At 72.6% G+C, this 21,555-nt stretch carries 18 protein-coding genes; 12 read left to right on the top strand and 6 right to left on the bottom strand.

Features of this window, described 5'->3' with window-relative positions; all coding sequences use genetic code 11:
* From AAG589_RS19705 to AAG589_RS19715, 3 genes are read right to left on the bottom strand one after another with little or no spacing between them, the layout of a single operon-like run.
* On the bottom strand, positions 1-2,151 hold the full coding sequence (locus AAG589_RS19705; RefSeq protein ID WP_430568990.1) for a hypothetical protein: 2,151 nt from the start codon (positions 2,149-2,151) through the stop codon (positions 1-3).
* Between the two features lie 13 nt (positions 2,152-2,164).
* A complete protein-coding gene (locus tag AAG589_RS19710) occupies positions 2,165-4,165 on the bottom strand; it encodes a DUF6807 family protein (RefSeq protein ID WP_430568991.1) in 2,001 nt (666 codons plus the stop codon).
* Positions 4,162-5,457, bottom strand: a complete 1,296-nt coding sequence (locus AAG589_RS19715) for an ABC transporter substrate-binding protein (protein WP_430568992.1) — start codon at positions 5,455-5,457, stop codon at positions 4,162-4,164. Before AAG589_RS19715 ends, AAG589_RS19710 begins: the two co-directional genes overlap by 4 nt.
* A 231-nt stretch (positions 5,458-5,688) precedes the next feature.
* Here AAG589_RS19715 and AAG589_RS19720 point away from each other — a divergent pair, with 231 nt between their 5' ends.
* The 6 genes from AAG589_RS19720 (at position 5,689) to AAG589_RS19745 (ending at position 11,555) form a co-directional block, all read left to right on the top strand.
* Positions 5,689-6,633: a carbohydrate ABC transporter permease gene (locus AAG589_RS19720; RefSeq protein WP_430568993.1), complete on the top strand. Its 945-nt coding sequence runs from the start codon at positions 5,689-5,691 to the stop codon at positions 6,631-6,633.
* Positions 6,634-6,766: 133 nt separating this feature from the next.
* Positions 6,767-7,537 (top strand): carbohydrate ABC transporter permease, encoded by a 771-nt coding sequence (locus AAG589_RS19725; protein WP_446719774.1) that lies wholly within the window; start codon positions 6,767-6,769, stop codon positions 7,535-7,537.
* 79 nt (positions 7,538-7,616) lie between these two features.
* The gene (locus AAG589_RS19730) at positions 7,617-8,375 is read left to right on the top strand and encodes a GH25 family lysozyme (protein WP_430568995.1); all 759 of its coding nucleotides are present in this window, start codon (positions 7,617-7,619) and stop codon (positions 8,373-8,375) included.
* Between the two features lie 18 nt (positions 8,376-8,393).
* The gene (locus AAG589_RS19735) at positions 8,394-9,551 is read left to right on the top strand and encodes a VanZ family protein (RefSeq protein WP_430568996.1); all 1,158 of its coding nucleotides are present in this window, start codon (positions 8,394-8,396) and stop codon (positions 9,549-9,551) included.
* Between the two features lie 21 nt (positions 9,552-9,572).
* The gene (locus AAG589_RS19740; RefSeq protein ID WP_430568997.1) at positions 9,573-9,983 is read left to right on the top strand and encodes a nitroreductase/quinone reductase family protein; all 411 of its coding nucleotides are present in this window, start codon (positions 9,573-9,575) and stop codon (positions 9,981-9,983) included.
* 87 nt (positions 9,984-10,070) lie between these two features.
* Positions 10,071-11,555: a mannitol dehydrogenase family protein gene (locus AAG589_RS19745; protein ID WP_430568998.1), complete on the top strand. Its 1,485-nt coding sequence runs from the start codon at positions 10,071-10,073 to the stop codon at positions 11,553-11,555.
* Between the two features lie 49 nt (positions 11,556-11,604).
* Here AAG589_RS19745 and AAG589_RS19750 read toward each other — a convergent pair whose 3' ends face one another.
* Positions 11,605-12,639, bottom strand: coding sequence for a YihY/virulence factor BrkB family protein (locus tag AAG589_RS19750; RefSeq protein WP_430568999.1), 1,035 nt, complete (start codon positions 12,637-12,639; stop codon positions 11,605-11,607).
* A gap of 58 nt (positions 12,640-12,697) precedes the next feature.
* Positions 12,698-13,651: a sugar-binding transcriptional regulator gene (locus AAG589_RS19755; protein ID WP_430569000.1), complete on the bottom strand. Its 954-nt coding sequence runs from the start codon at positions 13,649-13,651 to the stop codon at positions 12,698-12,700.
* Positions 13,652-13,837: 186 nt separating this feature from the next.
* Here AAG589_RS19755 and AAG589_RS19760 point away from each other — a divergent pair, with 186 nt between their 5' ends.
* The 4 genes from AAG589_RS19760 (at position 13,838) to AAG589_RS19775 (ending at position 19,325) form a co-directional block, all read left to right on the top strand.
* Entirely contained in the window at positions 13,838-15,235 is a 1,398-nt protein-coding gene (locus AAG589_RS19760; protein ID WP_430569001.1) for an ABC transporter substrate-binding protein, read from the top strand.
* Positions 15,232-16,185 carry a carbohydrate ABC transporter permease gene (locus tag AAG589_RS19765; RefSeq protein ID WP_430569002.1) on the top strand — a complete coding sequence of 318 codons (954 nt, stop codon included), beginning with the start codon at positions 15,232-15,234 and terminating at the stop codon, positions 16,183-16,185. Before AAG589_RS19760 ends, AAG589_RS19765 begins: the two co-directional genes overlap by 4 nt.
* Before the next feature lie 2 nt (positions 16,186-16,187).
* Positions 16,188-17,069: a carbohydrate ABC transporter permease gene (locus AAG589_RS19770; protein ID WP_430569003.1), complete on the top strand. Its 882-nt coding sequence runs from the start codon at positions 16,188-16,190 to the stop codon at positions 17,067-17,069.
* A 102-nt stretch (positions 17,070-17,171) separates the two neighbouring features.
* Positions 17,172-19,325 carry a catalase gene (locus tag AAG589_RS19775; RefSeq protein ID WP_430569004.1) on the top strand — a complete coding sequence of 718 codons (2,154 nt, stop codon included), beginning with the start codon at positions 17,172-17,174 and terminating at the stop codon, positions 19,323-19,325.
* 6 nt (positions 19,326-19,331) lie between these two features.
* Here AAG589_RS19775 and AAG589_RS19780 read toward each other — a convergent pair whose 3' ends face one another.
* Positions 19,332-20,066, bottom strand: a complete 735-nt coding sequence (locus tag AAG589_RS19780; protein WP_430569005.1) for a MarR family transcriptional regulator — start codon at positions 20,064-20,066, stop codon at positions 19,332-19,334.
* A 244-nt stretch (positions 20,067-20,310) separates the two neighbouring features.
* Here AAG589_RS19780 and AAG589_RS19785 point away from each other — a divergent pair, with 244 nt between their 5' ends.
* Together AAG589_RS19785 and AAG589_RS19790 are read left to right on the top strand one after the other, a co-directional pair.
* On the top strand, positions 20,311-20,976 hold the full coding sequence (locus AAG589_RS19785; RefSeq protein ID WP_430569006.1) for a DUF4097 family beta strand repeat-containing protein: 666 nt from the start codon (positions 20,311-20,313) through the stop codon (positions 20,974-20,976).
* A gap of 70 nt (positions 20,977-21,046) precedes the next feature.
* On the top strand, positions 21,047-21,541 hold the full coding sequence (locus tag AAG589_RS19790) for a pyridoxamine 5'-phosphate oxidase family protein (protein WP_430569007.1): 495 nt from the start codon (positions 21,047-21,049) through the stop codon (positions 21,539-21,541).
* Positions 21,542-21,555 lie beyond the last annotated feature (14 nt).

Below are 21,555 nucleotides of genomic sequence, written 5' to 3' on the forward strand. Positions count from 1 at the left end.
TCAGACGGTGGCGGGGAACCCCTCGGCCCGGACGTCCCAGTCCGAGGGGAACCCCGCCCCGCCGGCGGGGTCGTCCATGCGGGCGCGCGCCATGAGCGCGACGGCGGCGAGCAGGCCGCCGTTGCCCGGCAGGTACAGCGGCAGGGACTCCGTCTGGTGGTTGTGGCCGTTCGGCAGCACCACGTTCTTGCCCGCGGGGTTCATGAGGGCGTCGACCGCCCACCCGGGCTCGCCGAGGCGCGTCGCCGTCATCGCCATCATGGGGTAGTCCCAGCCCCAGGTGGTCGTCCAGTCCCAGTCGCGCAGCACGTCCAGGTACGTGGCGCGCATGACGTCGGCGTCGATCAGGCCGACGTCCGGCACGATGCCCAGCGCCCCGAGCATCGACGGATGGTCGGTGCGGATCGTGTAGGGCTCGACGTCGACGCCGGTGTAGACGCCGTCGCGCACGTGCGGCGCCACCATGCCCTCGGCGACCTCGGCCCAGTGCTCCTCGGCGGGCAGGCCGAGCCGCTCGCGCCACGCGTTGGCGGTGCGCAGCGCCCAGCGCCAGTACGCGAGCTCGAACGGCGGGTTGGACAGGCGGGCCCGCTCGCCCGCGTAGCTCTCCTGCGCGGGCACGAGCGGCGGTCCGAGCGTGAAGCCGTCCGGCCCCTTCCGCGCGAAGGAGGCCATGAACTCCGCCGACGCGAAGACGACGTCGGCCTGCTCGCGCAGGAACGCGTCGTCGCCCGTCACGCGGTACAGCAGCTCGGAGAGGTAGACGACGTGCGGCTGCTGCCACACGAGGTGCACACCGATCGAGCTGGGCGTCTCGCGCAGCACGGAGCCGAGCTGCTTGGGCCAGCGGGCCCCGGCGTAGCCCTGGGCGTGCGCGGTGTCCCGGGCGAGCGGCAGGGCGTGCCGGTACCACCCGAGGCTCGGGCGCAGCAGCTCCGGGCGCCCCCACATCGGGAAGTGCGCGGCGTGCCACCAGTGCATCTCCAGGTGGAACTTGCCGCGCCACGAGCTGCACACCAGCCCGGTCTCCTGCGGCGGGAGGGACCCGGCGCAGCTCACGGCGGTGACGTACTGCGAGAGCACCACGCGCCGCTCGAGCTCCCGGGCGCGCGGGTCGTCGGACGCCGCGAGCTCGAGGGCCGCGCCGGACTCCCAGAAGCGCTGCCAGTGCGCGGCCGCTGCCCGGAAGACCTCCTGCGCGTCGCCGGCGGTCTCCGCGGTGTCCTCGTGCCCGGCCCGCGTGGGCAGCAGCACCATGTCGCCCTGCCCGTCGGTGGTGAGCTCGACGGTCACGCTCACGTCGTCGGCCGTGGGGCGCAGCACGACGCGGTGCGGGGCGACGTGCGTCAGCTCCGCACCGGTCGCGGCGACGTGCACGCGGTACGCCGAGTCGTCGAGACGGCGCTCCACGACCCAGCCGCCCGGCACGGTCCGGACGCTCGTCGAGTGGGCGTCGGGGGAGCCCCAGTCGGCGGCGTTGTGCCAGTCCGACGAGCCGTACGGGAAGTCGACGGCGATCGCGAGCCCCGCGGCGCGGGCGGAGCGGACCGTGACGCCGATCCGGTCCCGGTCCGGGTGGACGGCGGTCCGCACCCGCACCGGCACGTCGCGGTGGGAGAACGCGCTGTCCACCGTCCCCGACCAGAGGTCCAGCACCTGGCGGGTGTCCGCGAGGTCTCCCGGGCGCAGCGCCACGAGGCCGTCGCCGTCGCCGTCGCCGTCGCAGCCGTCGTCCTGCACGGCGACGAAGCCGATGCGGCCGAGGTCCAGGCGGTGCGGGTTGGCCCGGAACCACCGGTTGGCGTCGTACCCCGGGGTGCCCCGGCGGCTCTCCTCCAGGTACGGGACCAGGCGGCCGTCGACCTCGTACCGCCGGGTGGTCTCCTCCAGCTCGTACTCGCGGTCGCCGGGGATCGAGTGCCAGGCCCACTGCGACTGCGTCCCCAGGAGCGTCCCGGGCGCGTCCCGGTCAGGCTCGTGGCCGCGCCGCTGCACGGGGTACTCGCCGGGCATCGACTGGAGGCCGGTGAGGTCGACGGTGAACGCGAGCTCGCCGTTCCCGACCGATACGGGGCTGCGCGGGTCCAGGGCGGTCTGCTCGACGTCGTGCCGGCGCACGAGCGCGCGCCGGTCGATGGGCTGGGAGTGCACGGGTGGGGCCCCTTCAGGCGGGTCGGGCGGCGAGCGGTGCGGGCGCGAGGTCCTGCGCCAGGGCGTCGGCGGCGAGCCGCGCGACGCGGGCGTCGTCGAGGACGCCGTCGGCGACGAGCACCCGGACGCGGCGTCGTCGCGGCTCGTCCACGGGCGCGGTGGTGGTGCGGTCCCAGGCGAGCGCGAGCCCGACGCCGGGATACCCGGCGGCGCGGACGAACCACGGGTCCGCGTCGTCGTCGTGCGGGGCGACGAACACGAGCGTGGCGGGGCCCGCGGCGAACTCGGCGGTCCAGGCCAGCCACGGGGACGTGCTGCCGTGCACGGCCTGCTCGCCGTCGGCGTCCGCCGTCCGGACGTGGACGTCCGAGCACGGGGCGATGCGCCAGAAGAAGCCGCCGTAGCCGCCGCCGGGCCGCCCGTTGCTGCCCGGGCCGCCCAGCAGGACGGGGGAGCCGGTGGCGCTCCGGAGCTCGGTCCGCAGGTCCAGCCACCAGCCGTCGGGCGCGGGCGCCGCCTCCCAGCGGCGCCGCTCCGCCAGGAGCGGGGCGCCCGCCGGGTCGCACCAGGTGAGGGCCTGCTCGACGACGCCGGCCTCCCGCGCGTGGTGGTCGAGCCGCACGCGCCCGTGGTCGTCCCGCCAGACGTACTCGCCGTCCGCTGCGGTGAAGGTGCGCCCGCCCCAGAGGTTGGTGCCGTCCACGTCCTGGATCGCCATCCCGGCGCCGAGGTGCCAGGCGTGGTCGGCGGGCAGGTGGTCGGTCACGATCACGCCGTCGAGGGTGGAGACCGGGTGCAGGTAGGGGCGCGGGGACAGCGTCGGCGCCACGTCGGAGCCCTCGCTCAGCTCGGCCACGGGCACTCCGCCGACGTCGAGCACGTCGAGCGCGGGATGCCGCCGTGCCCACGGCACGCCCAGCTCGGCGAGCGTCGCCTGCGCGGTGACCGCCCGCGCCAGGATCGCGTCGACGTCGTGCACCACGGGTCGGCGGTCGGGGCCCGTGCCGGTCCAGGTCACGGCCTCGGGCGGGATCTGCCGGGGCGGGTCGGCCACGCGTACGGCCTCGAGCACGCGCATGAACGCGCCGGAGTCGGCCAGGGGGCTGAGCAGCTCCGCGCCGGTGGCGCGGTGGGCCAGGAGGTCGTCGAGCAGGTGCGCGCGGCCCGCGGTCCGGGTCCGGCGCCCGTCGACGCCGTCCACCGTGATCTCGTCGGTGGTGTAGCTCAGCTCGATCGTGCCGCGCGTGCCGCGCACCCGGATCACCGGCGCGGTCTGCTCGGCCGCGCACAGCGTGAGGCCCAGGGTCACCGCGACGCCGCTCGTCGTGCGGACGCGGACGACGGAGGTGTCGTCGCTGTCGATCGCGTGCGCGTGGTAGAGGTCGGCGTCGACGTCGAGCACGTCCTCGGCGCGGCGTGCCCCGGCCAGGCGCAGCGCCGTGACGACGGCGTGCGCGAGCGGGTTGGTCGCCACGCCGTCCACCACGTCGACCCCGTCGAGCACCCGCTTGCCCGCCCACGGGGACCGGGAGAAGTAGCCGACGGTGCGCGACCAGGTGCCGACGGCGCCCACGGCCAGCACGTCGCCGATCTCGCCGGCGCGGAGGCAGTCGTCGATGATGTCGAGGGCCTCGGAGCCGAGGCTCTGGAACCCGACCTGCACCACCCGGCCGGCGTCGCGCGCGGCCCGCTCGAGCTCGACGTACTGAGCCCAGGACGCGACCGGCGGCTTCTCGACGTAGACGTCCGCCCCGGCCGCGATGGCCCGCAGCGCGAGGGGCGCGTGGGTGTGCGGCGGCGTCGAGATCACCACCACGTCGGGCTCGACGCCGGCGTCCAGCAGGTCGTCGAGCGAGTCGAACCAGGGGACGCCGCCGGCGTCGCCCTCCGGGGGTCGCGGGTCCGCGACGCCCAGCAGCCGGGCACGGCCCGAGCGCTCCGCGCCCCGCAGGTGCTCCAGGTGGCGGGTGGCGAAGCCGTGGCCGCCGACGAGGGCGACGCCGGGGGCGGTCACTTCAGCGAGCCTTCGACCTCGGAGATGAACTGCTCGGCGGCGTCGTCCGGGGTGGTCCGCTCGAACAGCACGTCCTGCATCAGCCGCGTGAAGATGTCGCCGGTGCTGCTGGCGCCCTCGGGGGCGGGCAGCCGGGCGCCGGCGTCGGACGCGGTGATCTCGTCGATGAGGTCGACCTCCTTCTGCTGCACGGTGGTGAGGCTGTCGCGCAGGTGGTCGCGCACCTCCTCGTTCGCGGGGACCCCGCGGTCCGTGCCGACCGCGTCGACCACCCGCGGGTCGTTGATGAGGTAGTCGAGCAGCATCGCCGCGGCCTCGGGGTGCGCCGTCTTGGAGGTGATGGCGTACTCCATCGTGGAACCGACGCGGTTGCCGCGGGCCTCGGCCTCGCCGGGGAGGTTCGCCTCGACGACCGAGTCGCCGAGCGCGTCGGCCTTGAAGTTGCTCCAGGCGAAGGTGATCCCGGACTTGCCGGTGCCGAACAGGGACTGCTCGGGGACGGCGGTGGAGTCCTCGACGAAGATGCTGGCCTTCGGCGTCGCGCCGTCCTTCTGGGCGTCCAGCCAGAGCTGGAACCAGGCGGAGACGGTCTCGGGGCTCACGCCCACCGTGCTGTCCTCGGCGAAGATCGACTCGCCGTGCTGGTGGGCCCAGGCGTCCAGCAGCGAGGAGTTGGCGAACGGCACCGTGCCGTACGTGCCCTTCGGGCTCTTGTCGGACAGCTGCTGCGTGACCTTCGCGAAGTCGTCCCACGTCCACGTCGACGTGTCCGGGAGCTCGACGCCCGCGGCCTCGAAGACGGCCGGGTTGAGGAAGGCCGCCAGCGCGTTGACGCCCGACGGGACCGTGTACTGCTTGCCCTCGATCTGGCCGATCTTCAGCGTGTCCGCCGGCACCTTGGAGGTGTCGAGGTAGTCGGACACGGTGGCCAGGTCGAGCAGCGCGCCGCGGCCGGCGTACTCGCTCGGGTAGGAGCCGCCCATCGTGATGAGGTCGGGGGCGTCGCCGCCGGCGACCTGCGTGGCGAGCATGTCCCAGTAGCTGCCGAAGTCGCTGCTCTGCGTCTCGACGGTGATGTTCGGGTGGTCCTTCTCGAAGCCCTCGATCGCCTGCTTGGTGATCTGGTTGCGCTCTTCGCCGCCCCACCAGGCGAAGGTGATCGTCACCTTCTCGTCGGGGTCGTAGGGTGCGGCGTCGGTACCCGGCTGGTCGACGGCGCAGCCTGCGGCGGCCGTCAGCACGAGGCCGGCCGAGGCGATCGCGGCGGTCGTCCTGGAGTTGAGTCTGTGCATGGGGTCGTACCTCCCTGTACGAGCAGCCCGTCCCCTGGAAGGCTCGCGACGGTCGGTGTCGGGAGCGGGAAGGCGCTTCCCAGACTACGGAGAGTTCGATACTGTGGTCAACGGTTACCCCAAAAGTTGCGCGATGTGGCGTGACGGGTCCGTGGTCGAGGAGGCCCGCGTGATGAATCGTTCCAAAGCCCTGACCTGGGCATTCGTCCTCCCCGCGAGGGTGTCGCGCCGATGAGTGCGATCGCCGAGCTGTCGACGCTGAAGAGGGGCCGGCGCCCCAAGGACCCGCGGGAGCGGAAGGCCGCGCGCCGCGACAACAAGGCCGCGCTCGTCTTCCTGCTGCCGTGGCTCCTCGGCCTGGTGATCATCACCGCCGGCCCGATGGTCGCGTCGTTCTACCTGTCCTTCACGGACTACAACCTGCTGGAGGACCCGAACTGGGTGGGCCTCGAGAACTACCTCCACATGCTCACCGACGAGCGCCTGCACCAGTCGCTGCGCGTCACCCTCACCTACGTCGTCGTGGGCGTGCCGCTCCAGCTCGCGGTGGCGCTGTTCATCGCGGTGGCGCTCAACCGGGGCATGCGCGGGCTGTCGTTCTACCGCTCGGTCTTCTACCTGCCGTCGCTGCTGGGCGGGTCGGTGGCGATCGCCATCCTGTGGCGCCAGATCTTCGGGACCACGGGCCTGGTCAACCAGGTGCTCGGGCTCTTCGGGATCGAGGGGATGGGCTGGATCTCCAGCCCCGACACGGCGCTCGGCACGATCATCCTGCTGCACGTGTGGACGTTCGGGTCGCCGATGATCATCTTCCTCGCCGGGCTGCGCCAGATCCCGACGATGTACTACGAGGCGGCCGCCGTCGACGGGGCCACCAAGGCCAAGCAGTTCTGGCGCATCACGATGCCGATGCTCACGCCGATCATCTTCTTCAACATCGTGCTGCAGACGATCGGCGCGTTCCAGTCCTTCACCCAGGCGTTCATCATCTCCGGCGGGATCGGCGGCCCGTCGGACTCGACGCTCTTCTACACGATGTACCTCTACAACACGGGGTTCAAGGACTTCGAGATGGGCTACGCGTCGGCGATGGCGTGGCTGCTGGTCGTCATCGTGGGCGCCCTCACCGCCGTCAACTTCATCGCCTCGAAGTATTGGGTCTACTACGATGACTGACACCATCCAGCGGGACGTCGACGCGACCCCGGTCGCGCAGCAGCTCACCCCGGCCGCCCCGCGACGGCGGCGCCCGTCCCACCCCGTGAAGAGCCTGCTCAAGCACGTCGTGCTGATCGTCACGGGCGCCGTGATGATCTACCCGCTGCTGTGGATGGTCGTCTCGTCGCTGCGGCCGGACGACCTCATCTTCAGCCAGCCGGGCCTGTGGCTCAGCGACGTCGACCTGTCGCACTACCCCGACGGCTGGAACGCCCTCAGCCACCCCTTCGGCCGCTACCTGCTCAACTCGGCGGTCGTGGTGCTCGGGTCGGTGCTCGGCACGCTCGTGTCGTGCTCGATGGCGGCGTACGCGTTCGCGCGCATGCGGTTCAGCGCCAAGACGCTGCTCTTCGCGATCATGCTCATCACGATCATGGTGCCGGGGCACGTCACGCTGGTGCCGCAGTACGTGCTGTTCTCCCAGCTCGGCATGGTCAACACGTTCTGGCCGCTGGTCGGCCCGAACATGCTGGCGACCGACTCCTTCTTCATCTTCCTCATGGTCCAGTTCATCCGCGGGCTTCCGAAGGAGCTGGACGAGGCGGCGCGGATCGACGGCGCGGGCCACGCCCGGATCTTCCTGCGGATCATCCTGCCGCTGATGACGCCGGCCCTGGCGACGACGGCGATCTTCACGTTCATCGGCACCTGGAACCAGTTCTTCAGCGCCCTCATCTACCTCACCGACACGGACATGATGACCGTCCCGGTGGCGCTGCGGCTGTTCGTCGACTCGCAGGGCGAGAGCAACTGGGGCTCCATGTTCGCGATGTCGATCGTGTCGCTGCTGCCCGTGTTCCTCGTCTTCCTCTTCGGCCAGCGCTTCCTGGTGCGCGGCATCGCCACCACCGGGATCAAGTGACCGCCGGGCCGACCGCCGCCGGGTGCCCCCTTCCCGCGGCGGTTGGCCCCGGCCGAGGGCGGTAGGGCAGGATCGGGGCGTGAGCGACAGCCGGCCGGGACGCCGTCGGTCCTGGCGGGTCCTCGGGATCGTCGCCGGGGCCGTCGTGGTGCTGCTCGGCGTGCTGGCGCTGCTGGTGTGGAACGGCGTGCTCTGGCCCAACCGCCTGGCCGCCGACGGGTACGCGGTGCGCGGCGTCGACGTCTCCGCCTACCAGGGCGAGATCGACTGGCCCGTGCTGGCCGACCAGGACCTGGACTTCGCGTTCGTCAAGGCCACCGAGGGGTCCGAGCACGTGGACGAGCGGTTCGCGGCCAGCTGGGCGGCGGCCCGCGACACGGACCTGGTCGTCGGGGCGTACCACTTCCTCAGCTTCGAGAGCCCCGGCGCGGACCAGGCGGCGCACATGATCGACGTCGTGCCGGCCGAGCCCGGCACCCTGCCGCCCGTCGTCGACGTCGAGTACTACGGCGAGTTCGCCGCCGACCCGCCGAGCGTCGACGAGCTGCGCGGGATCCTCGACCCGATGCTCGACGCGCTCGAGGAGCACTACGGCGTGCCGCCCATCCTCTACACGACGCAGCAGATCCGCGCCGACTACCTGGGCGACGACTACGACCGGTACCCCCTGTGGATCCGGTCCGTCACGTCGCGCCCCGACCTGCCCCGCCGGGACTGGGAGTTCTGGCAGTACTCCGACCGCGACACCCTCCCCGGCTACGAGGGCGAGGAGCAGCACATCGACATGAACGTGTTCGACGGCACGTCGGAGGACCTGCGCGCGCTGACCCAGCGCTAGGCCGTTACGGTCGGCCGCGTGATCGATCGATGGACATGGCCGGCCGCGGTCGGCGTCGGCTTCGGGGTGCTGGTCTTCCTCGGGGTGCTGATCCCCGTGCTGCTGGTGCAGCAGCGGCGGTACGGCCGGCTCGACGCGCGGCGGGTGCTCGGCGCGGCGGCGCTCGCGGTGTACGTCGTGACGCTGCTCGCGTACACGCTGCTACCGCTGCCGTCGGGGGAGCTGACGCAGTGGTGCGCCGCGCACGGCGTCGCGGGCGCGGAGCTGGTGCCGCTGCACTCGCTGGACGACATCCGCCGGGACACGGCCGGGCTCGGGCTCGTCGCCACGCTGCGCAGCGCCGCCGTCCTGCAGGTGGCGTTCAACGTGCTGCTCTTCGTGCCGTGGGGCGTGCTGGCCCGGCGCTACCTCGGGTGGGGCGTCCTGGCGTCCACCGCGAGCGCGCTCGTCGCGTCGGTGGCGGTCGAGACGGTGCAGTACACCGGCATCCTCGGCCTGATCCCGTGCTCCTACCGCGTGGCCGACGTCGACGACGTCCTCACCAACACGCTCGGCGGCCTCCTCGGCGCGCTGGTGGCGCCGGTCGTGCTGCGCTGGATGCCGCAGTCGCGCGAGCTCGCGGCCGCCCGGCTGGAGCCGCGGCCGGTGACGTTCTGGCGCCGGTTCCTGGGCATGGTCACCGACCTGCTCGCCGCGTTCGTGCTGGGCAGCGCGCTGCAGCTCGCCTACCGGGTGGCGATGCTGGCGACCGGGCGGGACCTCCCCGCGGCCACGACCTGGGCGGACGTGCTGCTCGGCACCGTGGTGCCCGCCGTCCTCGTGTTCGGGGTGCCGCCGTGGCTCGGGTCGGGCGCGTCGCTGGGGCAGCGCGCGGTGTGGCTGGAACCGCGCTGGCCCGACGGCGGCGGAGGGCTGCGGCGGGGGTCGCTCGCCCGGCGCCTCGCCCGCGGGTACGTGCTGCTCGGCCTGTACGGGGCGCTGGGGATCGTCGAGGCGGTGCCGCCCGGCGACGCGTCGAACGCGTGGGCCGGGACGCTGCAGAACACGGTCGCGCTCGCCGCGCTGGTCGGCGTCGTCGCGACCCGCGACCGGCGTGGCCTGGCGTGCGTGCTCACCGGGGCGCGGATGGTCGACGCGCGGGAGCGCCCCGGCGGCGCGACCTCCGGCCGGGGCTGACCGCCGGGGCATACTGCCCGCATGGCCGACTGGAACCAGCAGATCATCGACGAGTTCCGCGCGAACGACGGGACCGTCACCACCATGGGGTTCGGGCGGGGGCTGGTGCTCCTGCACCACCGGGGCGCGCGGACGGGCGCGGAACGGGTGACCCCGCTCGGCGCGATCCGGGACGACGAGAAGTCGTGGCTGATCGCAGCGTCCGCGGGCGGGAGCCCGGCGCACCCGGCGTGGTACCACAACCTCCTGGCGCACCCGGACGTCAGCATCGAGACGCCCGACGACGGCACCGTCGACGTCCGGGCGGAGGAGCTGCTGGATGACGACCGCGACGAGGTGTGGGACCGGTTCAAGGCGATGTCCGCCGGGTTCGCCGAGTACGAGCGCAAGGCGTCGCGCGTCATCCCGGTGTTCCGGCTGACCCGACGCTGAGCGCTCGGCGTCCCGCTCATCTGTGACGGTCACGGTGCTCGTTTGCTACGTTGGTGGTTCCCGCACCCGACCGAGCAAGGACGCACCATGACCGCACTCACCGCCGAGACCGTGGCATCCCTGACCGGTGGCGACCTGCCGCTCGCCGTCCCGCAGTACGACCGCAGCCGGCTGCGCGCCGGCATCGTGCACCTGGGCGTGGGCGGCTTCCACCGCGCGCACCAGGCGATGTACCTGGACCGGCTGATGAACGCCGGCGAGGCGCTCGACTGGGCGATCTGCGGCGTCGGCGTGCTGCCCCACGACGCCCGGATGCGCGACGCGCTCACGTCGCAGGACGGCCTGTACACCCTGGTGCTCAAGCACCCGGACGGCACGCTCGAGGGCCGCGTGATCGGCTCGATCCTGGAGTTCCTGCTGGCCCCGGACGACCCCGAGGCCGTGCTCGAGAGGATGGCCTCGCCCGAGATCCGCATCGTGTCGCTGACCGTCACGGAGGGCGGCTACAACGTCAACCCGGTCACGGGGGAGTTCGACGCCGACGACCCGGCCGTGCGCGCCGACCTCGAGCCCGGTGCCGTGCCCGCCACCACGTTCGGCCTGGTCACCGAGGCGCTGCGCCGCCGTCGGGACCGGGGCGTGCCGCCGTTCACCGTGCAGAGCTGCGACAACATCCAGGGCAACGGCGACGTCGCGCACCGGATGTTCACCGCCTTCGCCCGGCTCAAGGACCCGGAGCTCGCGGCGTGGATCGAGGAGCACGTGCCGTTCCCCAACTCGATGGTGGACCGCATCACGCCGGTCACCACGGACGATGACCGCGCCATGGTGGCCGAGCGGTTCGGGGTCGACGACGCGTGGCCGGTCGTGGCGGAGCCGTTCACGCAGTGGGTGGTGGAGGACCGCTTCGCGGACGGCCGGCCGCCGTACGAGAAGGTCGGCGCACAGCTGGTGGACGACGTCGAGCCGTACGAGCTCATGAAGCTGCGGCTGCTCAACGCCAGCCACCAGGCGCTGTGCTACCTCGGCTACCTCGCGGGGTACCGGTACGCGCACGAGGTCTGCGCGGACGAGACGTTCGTGCGGTTCCTGCGCGACTACATGGCGCGCGAAGGCGCCCCGACGCTGCTGCCGGTGCCGGGCGTGGACCTCGAGGAGTACCAGGCCACGCTGATCGAGCGGTTCGCGAACCCGCACGTGCGCGACACCCTCGCCCGGCTGTGCGCCGAGTCCTCCGACCGCATCCCGAAGTGGCTCGTGCCGGTGATCCGCGCGAACCTCGCGTCGGGCGGGGAGGTGCACCGCTCGGCCGCCGTCGTCGCCGCGTGGGCGCGGTACGACGAGGCCGTCGACGAGCAGGGCGAGCCCATCGCGATCGTCGACCGCCTCGCCGACCGGCTGAAGGCCGCCGCCGCCCGCAACCGCGAGGACGCGCTCGTCTTCGTGCGCGACGAGGAGCTCTTCGGCGACCTGGCCACCGAGCCGCGGTTCGTGGAGGCGTACACCGCCGCGCTGGACTCGCTGCACACGCTCGGCGCGCGGGCGACGGTGGAGCACCTCGTCGCCGGCTGAGCCTGTCGGCACCCGGTCCGGTGGTTGAGCCTGTCGAAACCCGACAGGCTCAACCGTCCGAGGTGGTGGCGTCGCGGGCCGCGGCCGCGCGGACGGCGCGCGCGTCGGCGACGGCGTCGCGCCGCTTGCCGGCCTTCTTGTCGCTGGCCTTGGTGTCCCGCGGCGGCAGCTGGATCCGCTCCTCGGCGGGCAGGCCGTCGTTGAGCTCGCGGCTGCGCTCCACCTCGGCGTCGAGCTCCGCCCCGAACAGGAGCACGAGGTTGACGATCCACAGCCACAGGAGCAGCACGATGAACGTGGCGAGGATGCCGTACGAGCCGTAGTTGGAGAAGCTGCTGCCGACGTACCAGCCGAAGGCGGCGGAGGCGACGGCGGTCACCACGATGGCGACCACGGCGCCGACGCTCAGCCAGCGGAAGCGCGGCCGCTTCACGTTGGGCGTGAAGTGGTACAGCATCGCCACGGCCACGATCACGAGCAGCAGCGCGACCGGCCACTTCGCGATGCCCCACACGGTGAGCGCGACGTCGCCCAGGCCGATCGCCTCGCCCACGGACCTGGCGATCGGGCCGGAGAGCACCAGGCTCGCGACGACGACGGCCGCGATGATCAGCACGACCAGCGTCACCGCGAACATCGCGGGGCGCAGCTTCCAGACCGGGCGCCCCTCCTCGACGTCGTAGATCCGGTTCATCGCGCGGCCGAACGCCCCCACGTAGCCGGACGCCGACCAGAGCGCCAGCACGAGCCCGACGACGAGGGCGATCCCCGCGCCGGTGTTGCGCACGGCGTTGTCGACGAGCGGCTCGACGATCTTGATCATGTCCTCCGGGAGGAACTCCGAGACCGTGTTCATCACGGAGTCGAGCGCCTTGTTCGGGTCGCCCACGAACCCGAGGAGCGACACCAGTGCCAGCAGGGCGGGCGCGGAGGCCAGCACGGCGTAGTAGGTGAGCCCGGCGGCGAGGTCGGTGCACTGGTCGGCGCCGAACTCGCGGACCGTGGCCTTGAGCGCACGGCCCCAGGACGGCTTCGGTGCGTCGGACGGGGCGCGTGGGGTCTCGGGGACAGCGGTCTCGGTCATGGTGGCCTCCTCGGTCACCCCCAGGCTCGACGCCGCAGGTCATGCCCGCAAACGGACGTCAGTCGGCGTCGGCGGTGGCGCCCAGCAGGTCCTCGAGGGCGCTCGCGGCGTCGTCGTCGCACACGACGGTCGTGGCGATGCCGCCCGCGACGGCGGCGCGCAGGCCCGGGGCGGCCTCGCGGCCGTAGCCGGCGGTGACGACCTCGGGGGTGCGCACGAGCTGGTCGAAGGTCACGCCGACCACCCGGGCGTCGAGCGACGTGACGACGCGGCGGCCGTCGGCGTCGAAGAGGCGGCCGGAGCACTCGGCCACGGTGCCGGCGGCGGACGCCGCCCGCCGTTCGTCGCCGGTGACCTGGGGGAACACCGTGGACGCGGCGGGCGTCCAGGCGCCGACGGCGACGACGGCGAGGTCGAGCCCGTCGGCCCGGTCGAGCGCGGCGGCGATCTCGGGCTGGCGGCGCATGCCCGCGGCGGTGCCGGGGTCGGCCACGAGCAGCGGCGACCAGACCGGCCACGTGTGCACGCCGGGCATCCGACGGAACGCCTGGATCATGTCGAGCGAGTCGCCCGAGCCGTCCACGGGCAGCGCGCCGACGAGCTGCACGACGTCGCACGCCGGCAGCGGCTCGAGGTGCCGCACGGCCAGCTCGATGGTGCGTGACCAGGAGACGCCCAGGGTGGTGCCCTCGCGCACGTGGCCGGCGACGACGCCGGCGAGGGCGCGCGCGACCGACTCGCGGGTCGCGCCTGGCGAGCCCCCCGAGCCGGCGATCACGACCTCGCGCGCGCCGAGGCGGTCGGCCAGGCGCTGGGCCCGGTCGGTGTCGAGGTGGGCGGGTGGCGAGATCTCGATCCGCACGACGCCGCTCTCCCGCGCCTCGGCGAGCATCCGGGCCACCTGGAATCTGGAGATGCCGCGGTGCTGCGCGATGTCCACCTTCGAGCGGTTGTCGAGGTAGTAGTCGCGGCTCACCTCCACGAGGAGCCGGGCGTGATCGGCGTCGGTCACGGAATCATCCCCATCGCTGGTTGAGCCTGTCGAAACCGTCCGGCGGCCATCGGGTGAGCATCCGGGTCTTGCTCACCTGAGCATAACCAACTACTGTCCAGACAGATGAGCGCAGCGCCGCATCTCATCTGTGCGCGGCCGGCGCTCGTCGAGGCACCACGACCGACCAGCGACGTGAGGACAGCGATGTTCCGACCACGAGCCCGGAGGCTCGCCGCCGCGGGCGGCGCCGCCGCCCTCGCCCTCTCCCTGGCCGCCTGCGCCGGGGCGGGCGCGGTGGGCGGGGGAGACGGCGAGCAGATCGTCGTCGCGATCGTCTCCAACCCGCAGATGCAGGACGCGATCTCCCTGCAGGACGAGTTCCGCAAGGAGCACCCCGGCATCGACGTGCGGTTCGTGTCGCTGCCCGAGAACGAGGCGCGCGCCAAGATCACCGCGTCCGTCGCCACGGGCGGCGGGGAGTTCGACGTCGTGATGATCTCCAACTACGAGACGCCGATGTGGGCCGAGAACGGCTGGATCGAGGACCTGCAGCCCTACGCCGACGCCACCGAGGGCTACGACCCGGACGACTTCGTGCCCAGCGTGCGCGAGGCGCTGTCGGTGGACGGCGACCTCTACTCGGTGCCGTTCTACGGGGAGTCCTCGTTCCTCGCGTACCGCAAGGACCTCTTCGAGCAGGCCGGCCTCACGATGCCCGACCGCCCCACGTGGGACGACGTTCGGGAGCTGGCGGCGGAGCTCAACGACCCGGCCGAGGACTTCGCGGGCATCTGCCTGCGCGGCCTGGCGGGCTGGGGCGAGGTCATGGCCCCGATGACCACCGTGATGAACACGTTCGGCGGGCAGTGGTTCGACGAGGACTGGAACGCCCGCCTCGACTCGCCCGAGGTGCGCGAGGCCGTCGAGACGTACGTCGACACCGTGCAGCAGTACGGCCAGCCCGGCGCCGCGACGTCCGGCTTCGGCGACTGCCTCACGCGGTTCGCGCAGGGCCAGGCGGCCATGTGGTACGACGCGACGTCGATGGTGTCGTCGATCGAGGACCCGGCGTCGTCCACCGTCGCGGGCAAGACCGGCTACGTGCCGGCGCCGGTGAGCGAGACCGACGCGGCCGGGTGGCTCTACTCCTGGTCGCTGGCGATCCCGTCCACCAGCGAGCACAAGGACGCCGCGTGGGACTTCGTCTCCTGGATGACGGACAAGGACTACATCAAGCTGGTCGGCGAGAAGCTGTCCTGGGAGCGGGTGCCGCCGGGGAGCCGGCTCTCCACCTACGAGATCCCGCAGTACGCGGAGGTCTCCGAGGCGTACGCCGACGCCACCCTCACGGCGATGGGCGAGGCGACGCAGGACGAGACGATGACGGCCCCCGTGCCGTACCCCGGCATCCAGTTCGTGGGCATCCCGGAGTTCCAGGACCTGGGCACCCGCGTGGGGCAGCAGATGTCCGCGGCGATCGCCGGCCAGAAGTCCGTGGACGACGCGCTCGAGCAGTCGCAGCGGTACGCCGACACCGTCGCCCAGACCTACCGCAAGGAGCAGGACGCGGCACCCGACACGACCGCCGGAGGCAAGCCATGACCACCGTCACCGCGCAGGCCGGCAGCCTCCGGCGCGCCCAGGCCCAGCGCGCGGAACGCGCGGACAAGCACCAGTACCCGCGGGCCGAGCGGTGGCGCCGCCGCGGGCCGCTGCTGCCCGCGCTGATCTTCACGATCGTCGTCACGCAGATCCCGTTCCTCGTGACGATCTGGTACTCGCTGCACTCGCGGAACCTGCTGAACCCGGACTCCGACCTGTTCGTGGGGCTGGCCAACTACGGCGACATCGCCCGCGACTCGGTGTTCCGCCAGACGGCGCTCAACTCGGTGATCATCACGCTCGGGTGCGTGCTGGTCGCGATGGTGCTGGGCATCGTGCTCGCCATCCTGCTCGACCGGCCGTTCCGCGGCCGGGGGGTGGCCCGCACGCTGCTCATCACGCCGTTCCTCATCATGCCGGTGGCCAGCTCCGTGCTGTGGTCGATGGCGATGCTCAACCCCACCTACGGGCTGTTCAACTGGACCCTCGGGCTGGTGGGGATCGACCCCGTCGACTGGACCTCGACGTACCCGATCGTCGCGATCCTCATGGCCCTGGTGTGGCAGTGGACGCCGTTCATGATGCTGCTGGTGCTCGCCGGCCTGCAGGCCCAGCCGAAGGACGTGCTCGAGGCCGCCGCCATGGACGGCGCCGGCTGGTGGCGCACCTTCGGCTCGATCACGATGCCGCAGCTGCGCCGGTACATCGAGCTGGGCGTGCTGCTCGGGATCATCTACGTGGTCAACACGTTCGACCAGATCTACCTCATGACCGCCGGCGGCCCCGGTACGGCGAGCGCCAACCTGCCGTTCTACATCTACCAGCGCGCCTTCCTCGGCTTCGACGTCGGGCAGGCCGCCGCGATGGGCGTCGTCGTCGTCATCGCCACGATCATCGTCGCCTCCGCCGCGCTGCGGCTCATCTTCCGCAGCTTCGACGTCAAGGAGTGAGCATGACCGCCACCACCACGGCCCCGCGCACGCCCGCCGCGCCGTCGTCGCCCCCGCCCGCGCGCCGGGCGCGGCGCGGCGGCGTCGGCGGGGGGCTGCTCACCACCCTGACCTGGATCCTCGCGCTCGGGTTCTTCTTCCCCGTGGCGTGGATGGCGATGACGGCCTTCAAGCAGGAGAACCAGGCGTCGTCCGACCCGCCCACCTGGTTCTTCAGCCCGACGCTCGACCAGTTCCGGGCCGTGATCGGGGAGTCCGGGTCGTACGTCGCGAACTCGGCGATCGCCACCGGCGTCTCGACCGTCCTCGTGCTGCTGCTCGGCATCCCCGCGGCGTACGCGCTGTCGATCCGGCCGGTGGAGAAGGTCAGCGACGTGCTGTTCTTCTTCATCTCCACCAAGATGCTGCCGGTCGTGGCCGTCATCGTGCCGATCTACGTCATCGCCGGTCAGCTCAAGGTGCTCGACAACATCTGGACGCTCGTCGTGCTCTACACGGCGATGAACCTGCCGATCGCGGTGTGGATGATGCGGTCGTTCTTCCAGGAGATCCCGGTCGAGGTGCTCGAGGCCGCGGCCGTCGACGGCGCGGGGCTGATGAAGACGCTGCGCTCCGTCCTCATCCCCATGGTGGCGCCGGGCATCGCGGCGACGGCGCTGATCTGCGTGATCTTCGCGTGGAACGAGTTCTTCTTCGCGCTCAACCTCACGGCGTCGCGCGCCGCCACCGTGCCGATCTTCATCGTCTCGACGATGACGAGCGAGGGCCTGTTCCTCGCCCGGCTGTGCGCTGCGGCCCTGCTCGCGTCGCTGCCGGTGATCCTCGCCGGGTGGATCGCGCAGAAGCAGCTCGTGCGCGGCCTGTCGATGGGCGCCATCAAGTAGGGGCGGCACCGCTGCTGCGAGCAACGGAGGCCTGCCGGAGGGTGGGGAGCGCCGGCCCGTCACGGGCGCGACCGTGCTTCCGACCTGCGGAGGAGACCCCCGATGACCGCGACCCGCCCCTCGAACGATGCGGACCAGCCCGTCCCCGGCGGAGTGGTGCCGGGTGCGCCTGCACCCCGTACCGCCGGGCCCGCCCGGCGGGGACCGACCGGCTGCCCGTTCCACCCGGGTGCCGAGCCCGACGACGGCCCCGACCCTCGCGCGCAGTCGGGGGACCGGCTGACGACGGCGCAGGGCCTGCGCGTCGACGACACCGACCACTCGCTCACGGCAGGCCCGCGGGGCCCGCTGCTGATGGAGGACCATCACTTCCGCGAGAAGATCACGCACTTCGACCACGAGCGGATCCCGGAGCGGGTGGTGCACGCCCGGGGAGCCGGCGCGCACGGGACGTTCCGCGCCTACGGCAACGCGGCGAGCATCACCCGGGCGGCGTTCCTCGCGGAGGCGGACCGGGAGACCGACGTCTTCGTCCGCTTCTCGACCGTGCTCGGGTCCCGTGGGTCGGCCGACACCGTCCGTGACGTGCGCGGCTTCGCGACGAAGTTCTACACCGCGGAGGGCGTCTTCGACCTGGTGGGCAACAACTTCCCCGTCTTCTTCATCCAGGACGCCGTGAAGTTCCCCGACATCATCCATGCCGGCAAGCCGCACCCGGACCGCGAGATCCCGCAGGCGCAGAGTGCGCACGACACCTTCTGGGACTTCATCTCGTCGCACACCGAGTCGACCCACATGGCGATGTGGGCGATGTCCGACCGGGCGATCCCGCGCAGCTACCGCACGATGGAGGGCTTCGGCGTCCACACGTTCCGCCTCCAGGCCGCCGACGGCACGACGTCGCTGGTGAAGTTCCACTGGAAGCCCCTGCTGGGCGTGCACTCGCTGGTGTGGGAGGAGGCCCAGATCGCCCAGGGGGCCGACCCGGACTTCCACCGCCGCGACCTGGCGGACGCGATCGACGCCGGGGCGTTCCCGCAGTGGGAGCTGGGGTTCCAGGTCATGCCCGACACCCCCGACGAGACGTTCGAGGGGATCGACCTCTTGGACCCCACGAAGATCGTTCCGGAGGAGCTGTGCCCCGTGCAGCGCGTCGGCGTCATGACGCTGCACGCCAACCCCACGAACTACTTCGCCGAGACCGAGCAGGTGGCGTTCCACGTGGACCACCTGGTGCCGGGCATCCACGTCACCAACGACCCGCTGATGCAGGGGCGTCTCTTCTCCTACCTGGACACCCAGCTGACCCGGCTCGGCGGGCCCAACTTCGCGCAGCTGCCGATCAACCGGCCGCACGCCCCGGTGAACGACATGCTCCGCGACGGCATGCACCAGACGGCCGTGCACTCCGGCGTCGTCGCCTACAAGCCGAACGCGATCGACGACGACCGGCCCGTGGCGTCGCCCGAGGACGGCTTCGTCACCGTCCCCACGCCCGTCGAGGGCGTGAAGGTCCGGGAGAACCCGGTGTCGTTCACCGACCACTTCACCCAGGCACGCCTGTTCTGGCTGTCGCTCACGCCCGTCGAGCAGGCGCACGAGGTCGAGGCGTACACGTTCGAGCTCGGCAAGTGCGCCTCCGACGAGGTCCGCGAGCGCATGCTGGGCAGCCTCGCCCGGGTCGACGGCGACCTGGCCTCCCGCGTGGCGGCGGGCCTCGGGCTCGAGGCGCCGGCGGCCGAGCCGCCCGAGGGTGTCGAGCCGTCACCCGCCCTCTCGCAGGTGCCGAGCGAGCCCGGCCGCGTCGACGGCAGGGTGGTCGGCGTGGTCGTGGCCGACGGCGGCGACCTCGGGGTGGTCGGCGCACTGCGGTCGGCTCTCGGTGCGGAGGGTGTCGTCGTCCGGGTGGTCGCCGCGCACGGCGGCGAGGTGGTCTCGGGGGCGGAGCGGGAGACCGTGGAGCGGACCCTGCTGACGACCCGGTCGATCGAGTACGACGCGGTGGTGGTGGCCGACGGGACGGCGGGTACGCCCGCCGGGACCGACCCGCGGACCGTCGTCCTGCTGCAGGAGGCGTTCCGCCACGGCAAGGCGATCGCGGCGCTCGGGACCGGACGCGAGGTGCTGGTGGCCGCGGGGATGCCGGAGGGTGCGCCAGGGGTCACGCTCTCCGACGCCGGGGCGGAGGTGGCGCCGACGCTGCGCGAGGCGCTCGGGCTGCACCGGGCCTGGGACCGGCTCGCGGCTCTCGCGTGAGTCCGGTCAGCGCGACGTCGACCCCTCGGCGTCGCGCGGGGGGCTCGTGTGGAGCAGGTCGCGCGCCTGCTCGGCGGCGCGGGTGATGCTGTCGGCGACGAAGTCGATGAAGCGCGCCATGTTCTCCAGGCGGGCGCCGGCGGCCGAGTCACGGCCCAGGACGTCGACCCCCTGGCGGGCGGTCGCGGCGAGGGCGGCGTTGGAGCGCGCGGCCGCGATCATCGACTGGTACCAGGCGTCGCCGTCGGCGGCGTAGCGCTCGCGGCGGCCGTCCCCGCGCTCGCGGCGCACCAGCCCCAGGTTCTCCAGGAGCGCGACCGCCTTGGACACCGACGCCGGGCTCACCTGCAGCCGCTCGACCAGCTCTGCCGCGGTGAGGCTGCCCGAGTCGGCCACGTACAGCCGCGTGAGCACGGCCGCGGCCATGCGGGGGAGGCCCGACTGCATGAGCAGTGTCGTGAAGGTCTCCTCGTACTCCCGCAGGGCCGCGTCGTCGGCTGCGGCCGCGGTGGCGGAGGACGTGCGCGGCGTGGCGGGACGACGACGGTGCGCGCGCTGCTGGGTGGCGCGCTGCGCGAGGTCGGCGCGGTAGCCGCCCGGGCCGCCGTTGCGCATCACCTCGCGTGTGATCGTCGACGTCGGGCGGTCGAGCCGGCGGGCGATCTCGGCGTACGCGAGGTCGTCCGCGAGGCCCAGCGCGATCTGCTGGCGCTCCTGGGCGGTGAGCCGGCCTCCCGGCATGGCGTCCTCCTGGGGTCGGGGCCCGGGGTGGGGCCGCGCCCACGTTACGTTCACCGCCAGGCTGATGCAACGAGGCGGTGACCGAAGCTTGCGTTGATGTTCACGCTTGATGCAATGATATGTGGTCGATGACCTGCGATGACGTGTTTCAGATGCAACATTGCTCTTGCCGACCGTGCGAACGCAACGTAGCGTTTCGCATGTCAGAAAGTCATCGCACCGACCACCGCTGGAGCTGAGAACGATGCAGAACTTCGCCACCCCCGCCCCCGTCTCCGCCGTCGTCGAGGTCCCGGCCGGGCGCCTCACCTTCGTCGCCGCCGACCGGTCCGACACCACGGTCGAGGTGCGGCCCGCCGACGCCTCGAAGCGCCGCGACGTCGAGGCCGCCGAGCAGACCGCCGTCGCGTACGCCGACGGCGTGCTGCGCGTCACGGCCCCCGACGGCCGTCGCGCCTTCGGCCCCTCCGGGTACGTCGAGGTCACCGTGCAGCTCCCCGCCGGGTCCGCCGTCGAGGTCCAGGCCGCGAGCGCCCCGCTGCGCGGCGTCGGCCGCCTCGGCGCCGTCGTCGTGGACACCGCGCACGGCGACGTCAAGATCGACGAGGCCGCGAGCGCACGCCTCGCCACCCAGGCCGGCGACATCACGGTGGGCCGCCTCACCGGCCCTGGCACGCTGAGCACCGCGAAGGGCGACCTCCGCGTCGAGGAGGCCGTGCAGGGCGCGCTCGACCTGCGCACCCAGGCCGGCGACATCACGGTGGGCGTCGCCTCGGGCGTCTCGGCGTCGCTCGACTCCGGCACGACGCTCGGCCGCATCAGCAACGCCATCGCCAACAGCGGCGGTGACGTGGCGGTGCAGATCCGCGCCACCACGACGCTGGGCGACGTGTCGGCGCACACGCGCTGAGCCGACCCGCCGCAGGTTCCCGGACCCGCCGGGCCGACGAGTTCCGTCGGCCCGGCGGGTCTGTCCTGTCATGACCCCCACCGGCACCCTCGATGCCCGCTTCAGCGAGGCGACCGCGCCCACCCCCTGGCCGGAGGTCGAGGCCGCGCTGACGGCCGCGACCCTCTACCGGCTCGTCACCGTGCGCGCGGACGGCCGCCCGCACGTCACGCCCCTCGTCGGGCTGTGGACCGACGACGGGTTCGTCTTCTGCACCGGCCCCGGCGAGCAGAAGGCCCACAACCTCGCGCACAGCCCGCACGTCGCCGTGACGATCGGGTCCCCGGAGTGGGACACCGGGCTCGACGTCGTCGTGGAGGGCGTCGTCGTCCGCGCCACCGGAGGGCCGGAGCTGCGTCGGCTCGCCGACGGATTCCGTGCCAAGTACGGCGACGCCTGGGACTTCGAGAACGACGACGAGTCCTTCGACCCGCACGGCCAGCGCGCGCTCGTCTACCGCGTCGTCACCGACAAGGTCCTCGCGTTCGCCAAGTCGCCGCACGGGCAGACGTCGTTCCGGTTCTGAAGGGCGCGCCCGAC

Source organism: Isoptericola sp. F-RaC21 (assembly GCF_038593535.1).
GTDB lineage: Bacteria > Actinomycetota > Actinomycetes > Actinomycetales > Cellulomonadaceae > Isoptericola.

Bases quoted from the DNA above. Each gene is read 5' to 3' on its own strand.
- AAG589_RS19715 (WP_430568992.1), bottom strand. From the start codon at position 5,457: ATGCACAGACTCAACTCCAGGACGACCGCCGCGATCGCCTCGGCCGGC.
- AAG589_RS19720 (WP_430568993.1), top strand. From the start codon at position 5,689: ATGAGTGCGATCGCCGAGCTGTCGACGCTGAAGAGGGGCCGGCGCCCC.
- AAG589_RS19725 (WP_446719774.1), top strand. From the start codon at position 6,767: ATGATCTACCCGCTGCTGTGGATGGTCGTCTCGTCGCTGCGGCCGGAC.
- AAG589_RS19740 (WP_430568997.1), top strand. From the start codon at position 9,573: ATGGCCGACTGGAACCAGCAGATCATCGACGAGTTCCGCGCGAACGAC.
- AAG589_RS19745 (WP_430568998.1), top strand. From the start codon at position 10,071: ATGACCGCACTCACCGCCGAGACCGTGGCATCCCTGACCGGTGGCGAC.
- AAG589_RS19750 (WP_430568999.1), bottom strand. From the start codon at position 12,639: ATGACCGAGACCGCTGTCCCCGAGACCCCACGCGCCCCGTCCGACGCA.
- AAG589_RS19760 (WP_430569001.1), top strand. From the start codon at position 13,838: ATGTTCCGACCACGAGCCCGGAGGCTCGCCGCCGCGGGCGGCGCCGCC.
- AAG589_RS19765 (WP_430569002.1), top strand. From the start codon at position 15,232: ATGACCACCGTCACCGCGCAGGCCGGCAGCCTCCGGCGCGCCCAGGCC.
- AAG589_RS19770 (WP_430569003.1), top strand. From the start codon at position 16,188: ATGACCGCCACCACCACGGCCCCGCGCACGCCCGCCGCGCCGTCGTCG.
- AAG589_RS19775 (WP_430569004.1), top strand. From the start codon at position 17,172: ATGACCGCGACCCGCCCCTCGAACGATGCGGACCAGCCCGTCCCCGGC.
- AAG589_RS19780 (WP_430569005.1), bottom strand. From the start codon at position 20,066: ATGCCGGGAGGCCGGCTCACCGCCCAGGAGCGCCAGCAGATCGCGCTG.
- AAG589_RS19785 (WP_430569006.1), top strand. From the start codon at position 20,311: ATGCAGAACTTCGCCACCCCCGCCCCCGTCTCCGCCGTCGTCGAGGTC.
- AAG589_RS19790 (WP_430569007.1), top strand. From the start codon at position 21,047: ATGACCCCCACCGGCACCCTCGATGCCCGCTTCAGCGAGGCGACCGCG.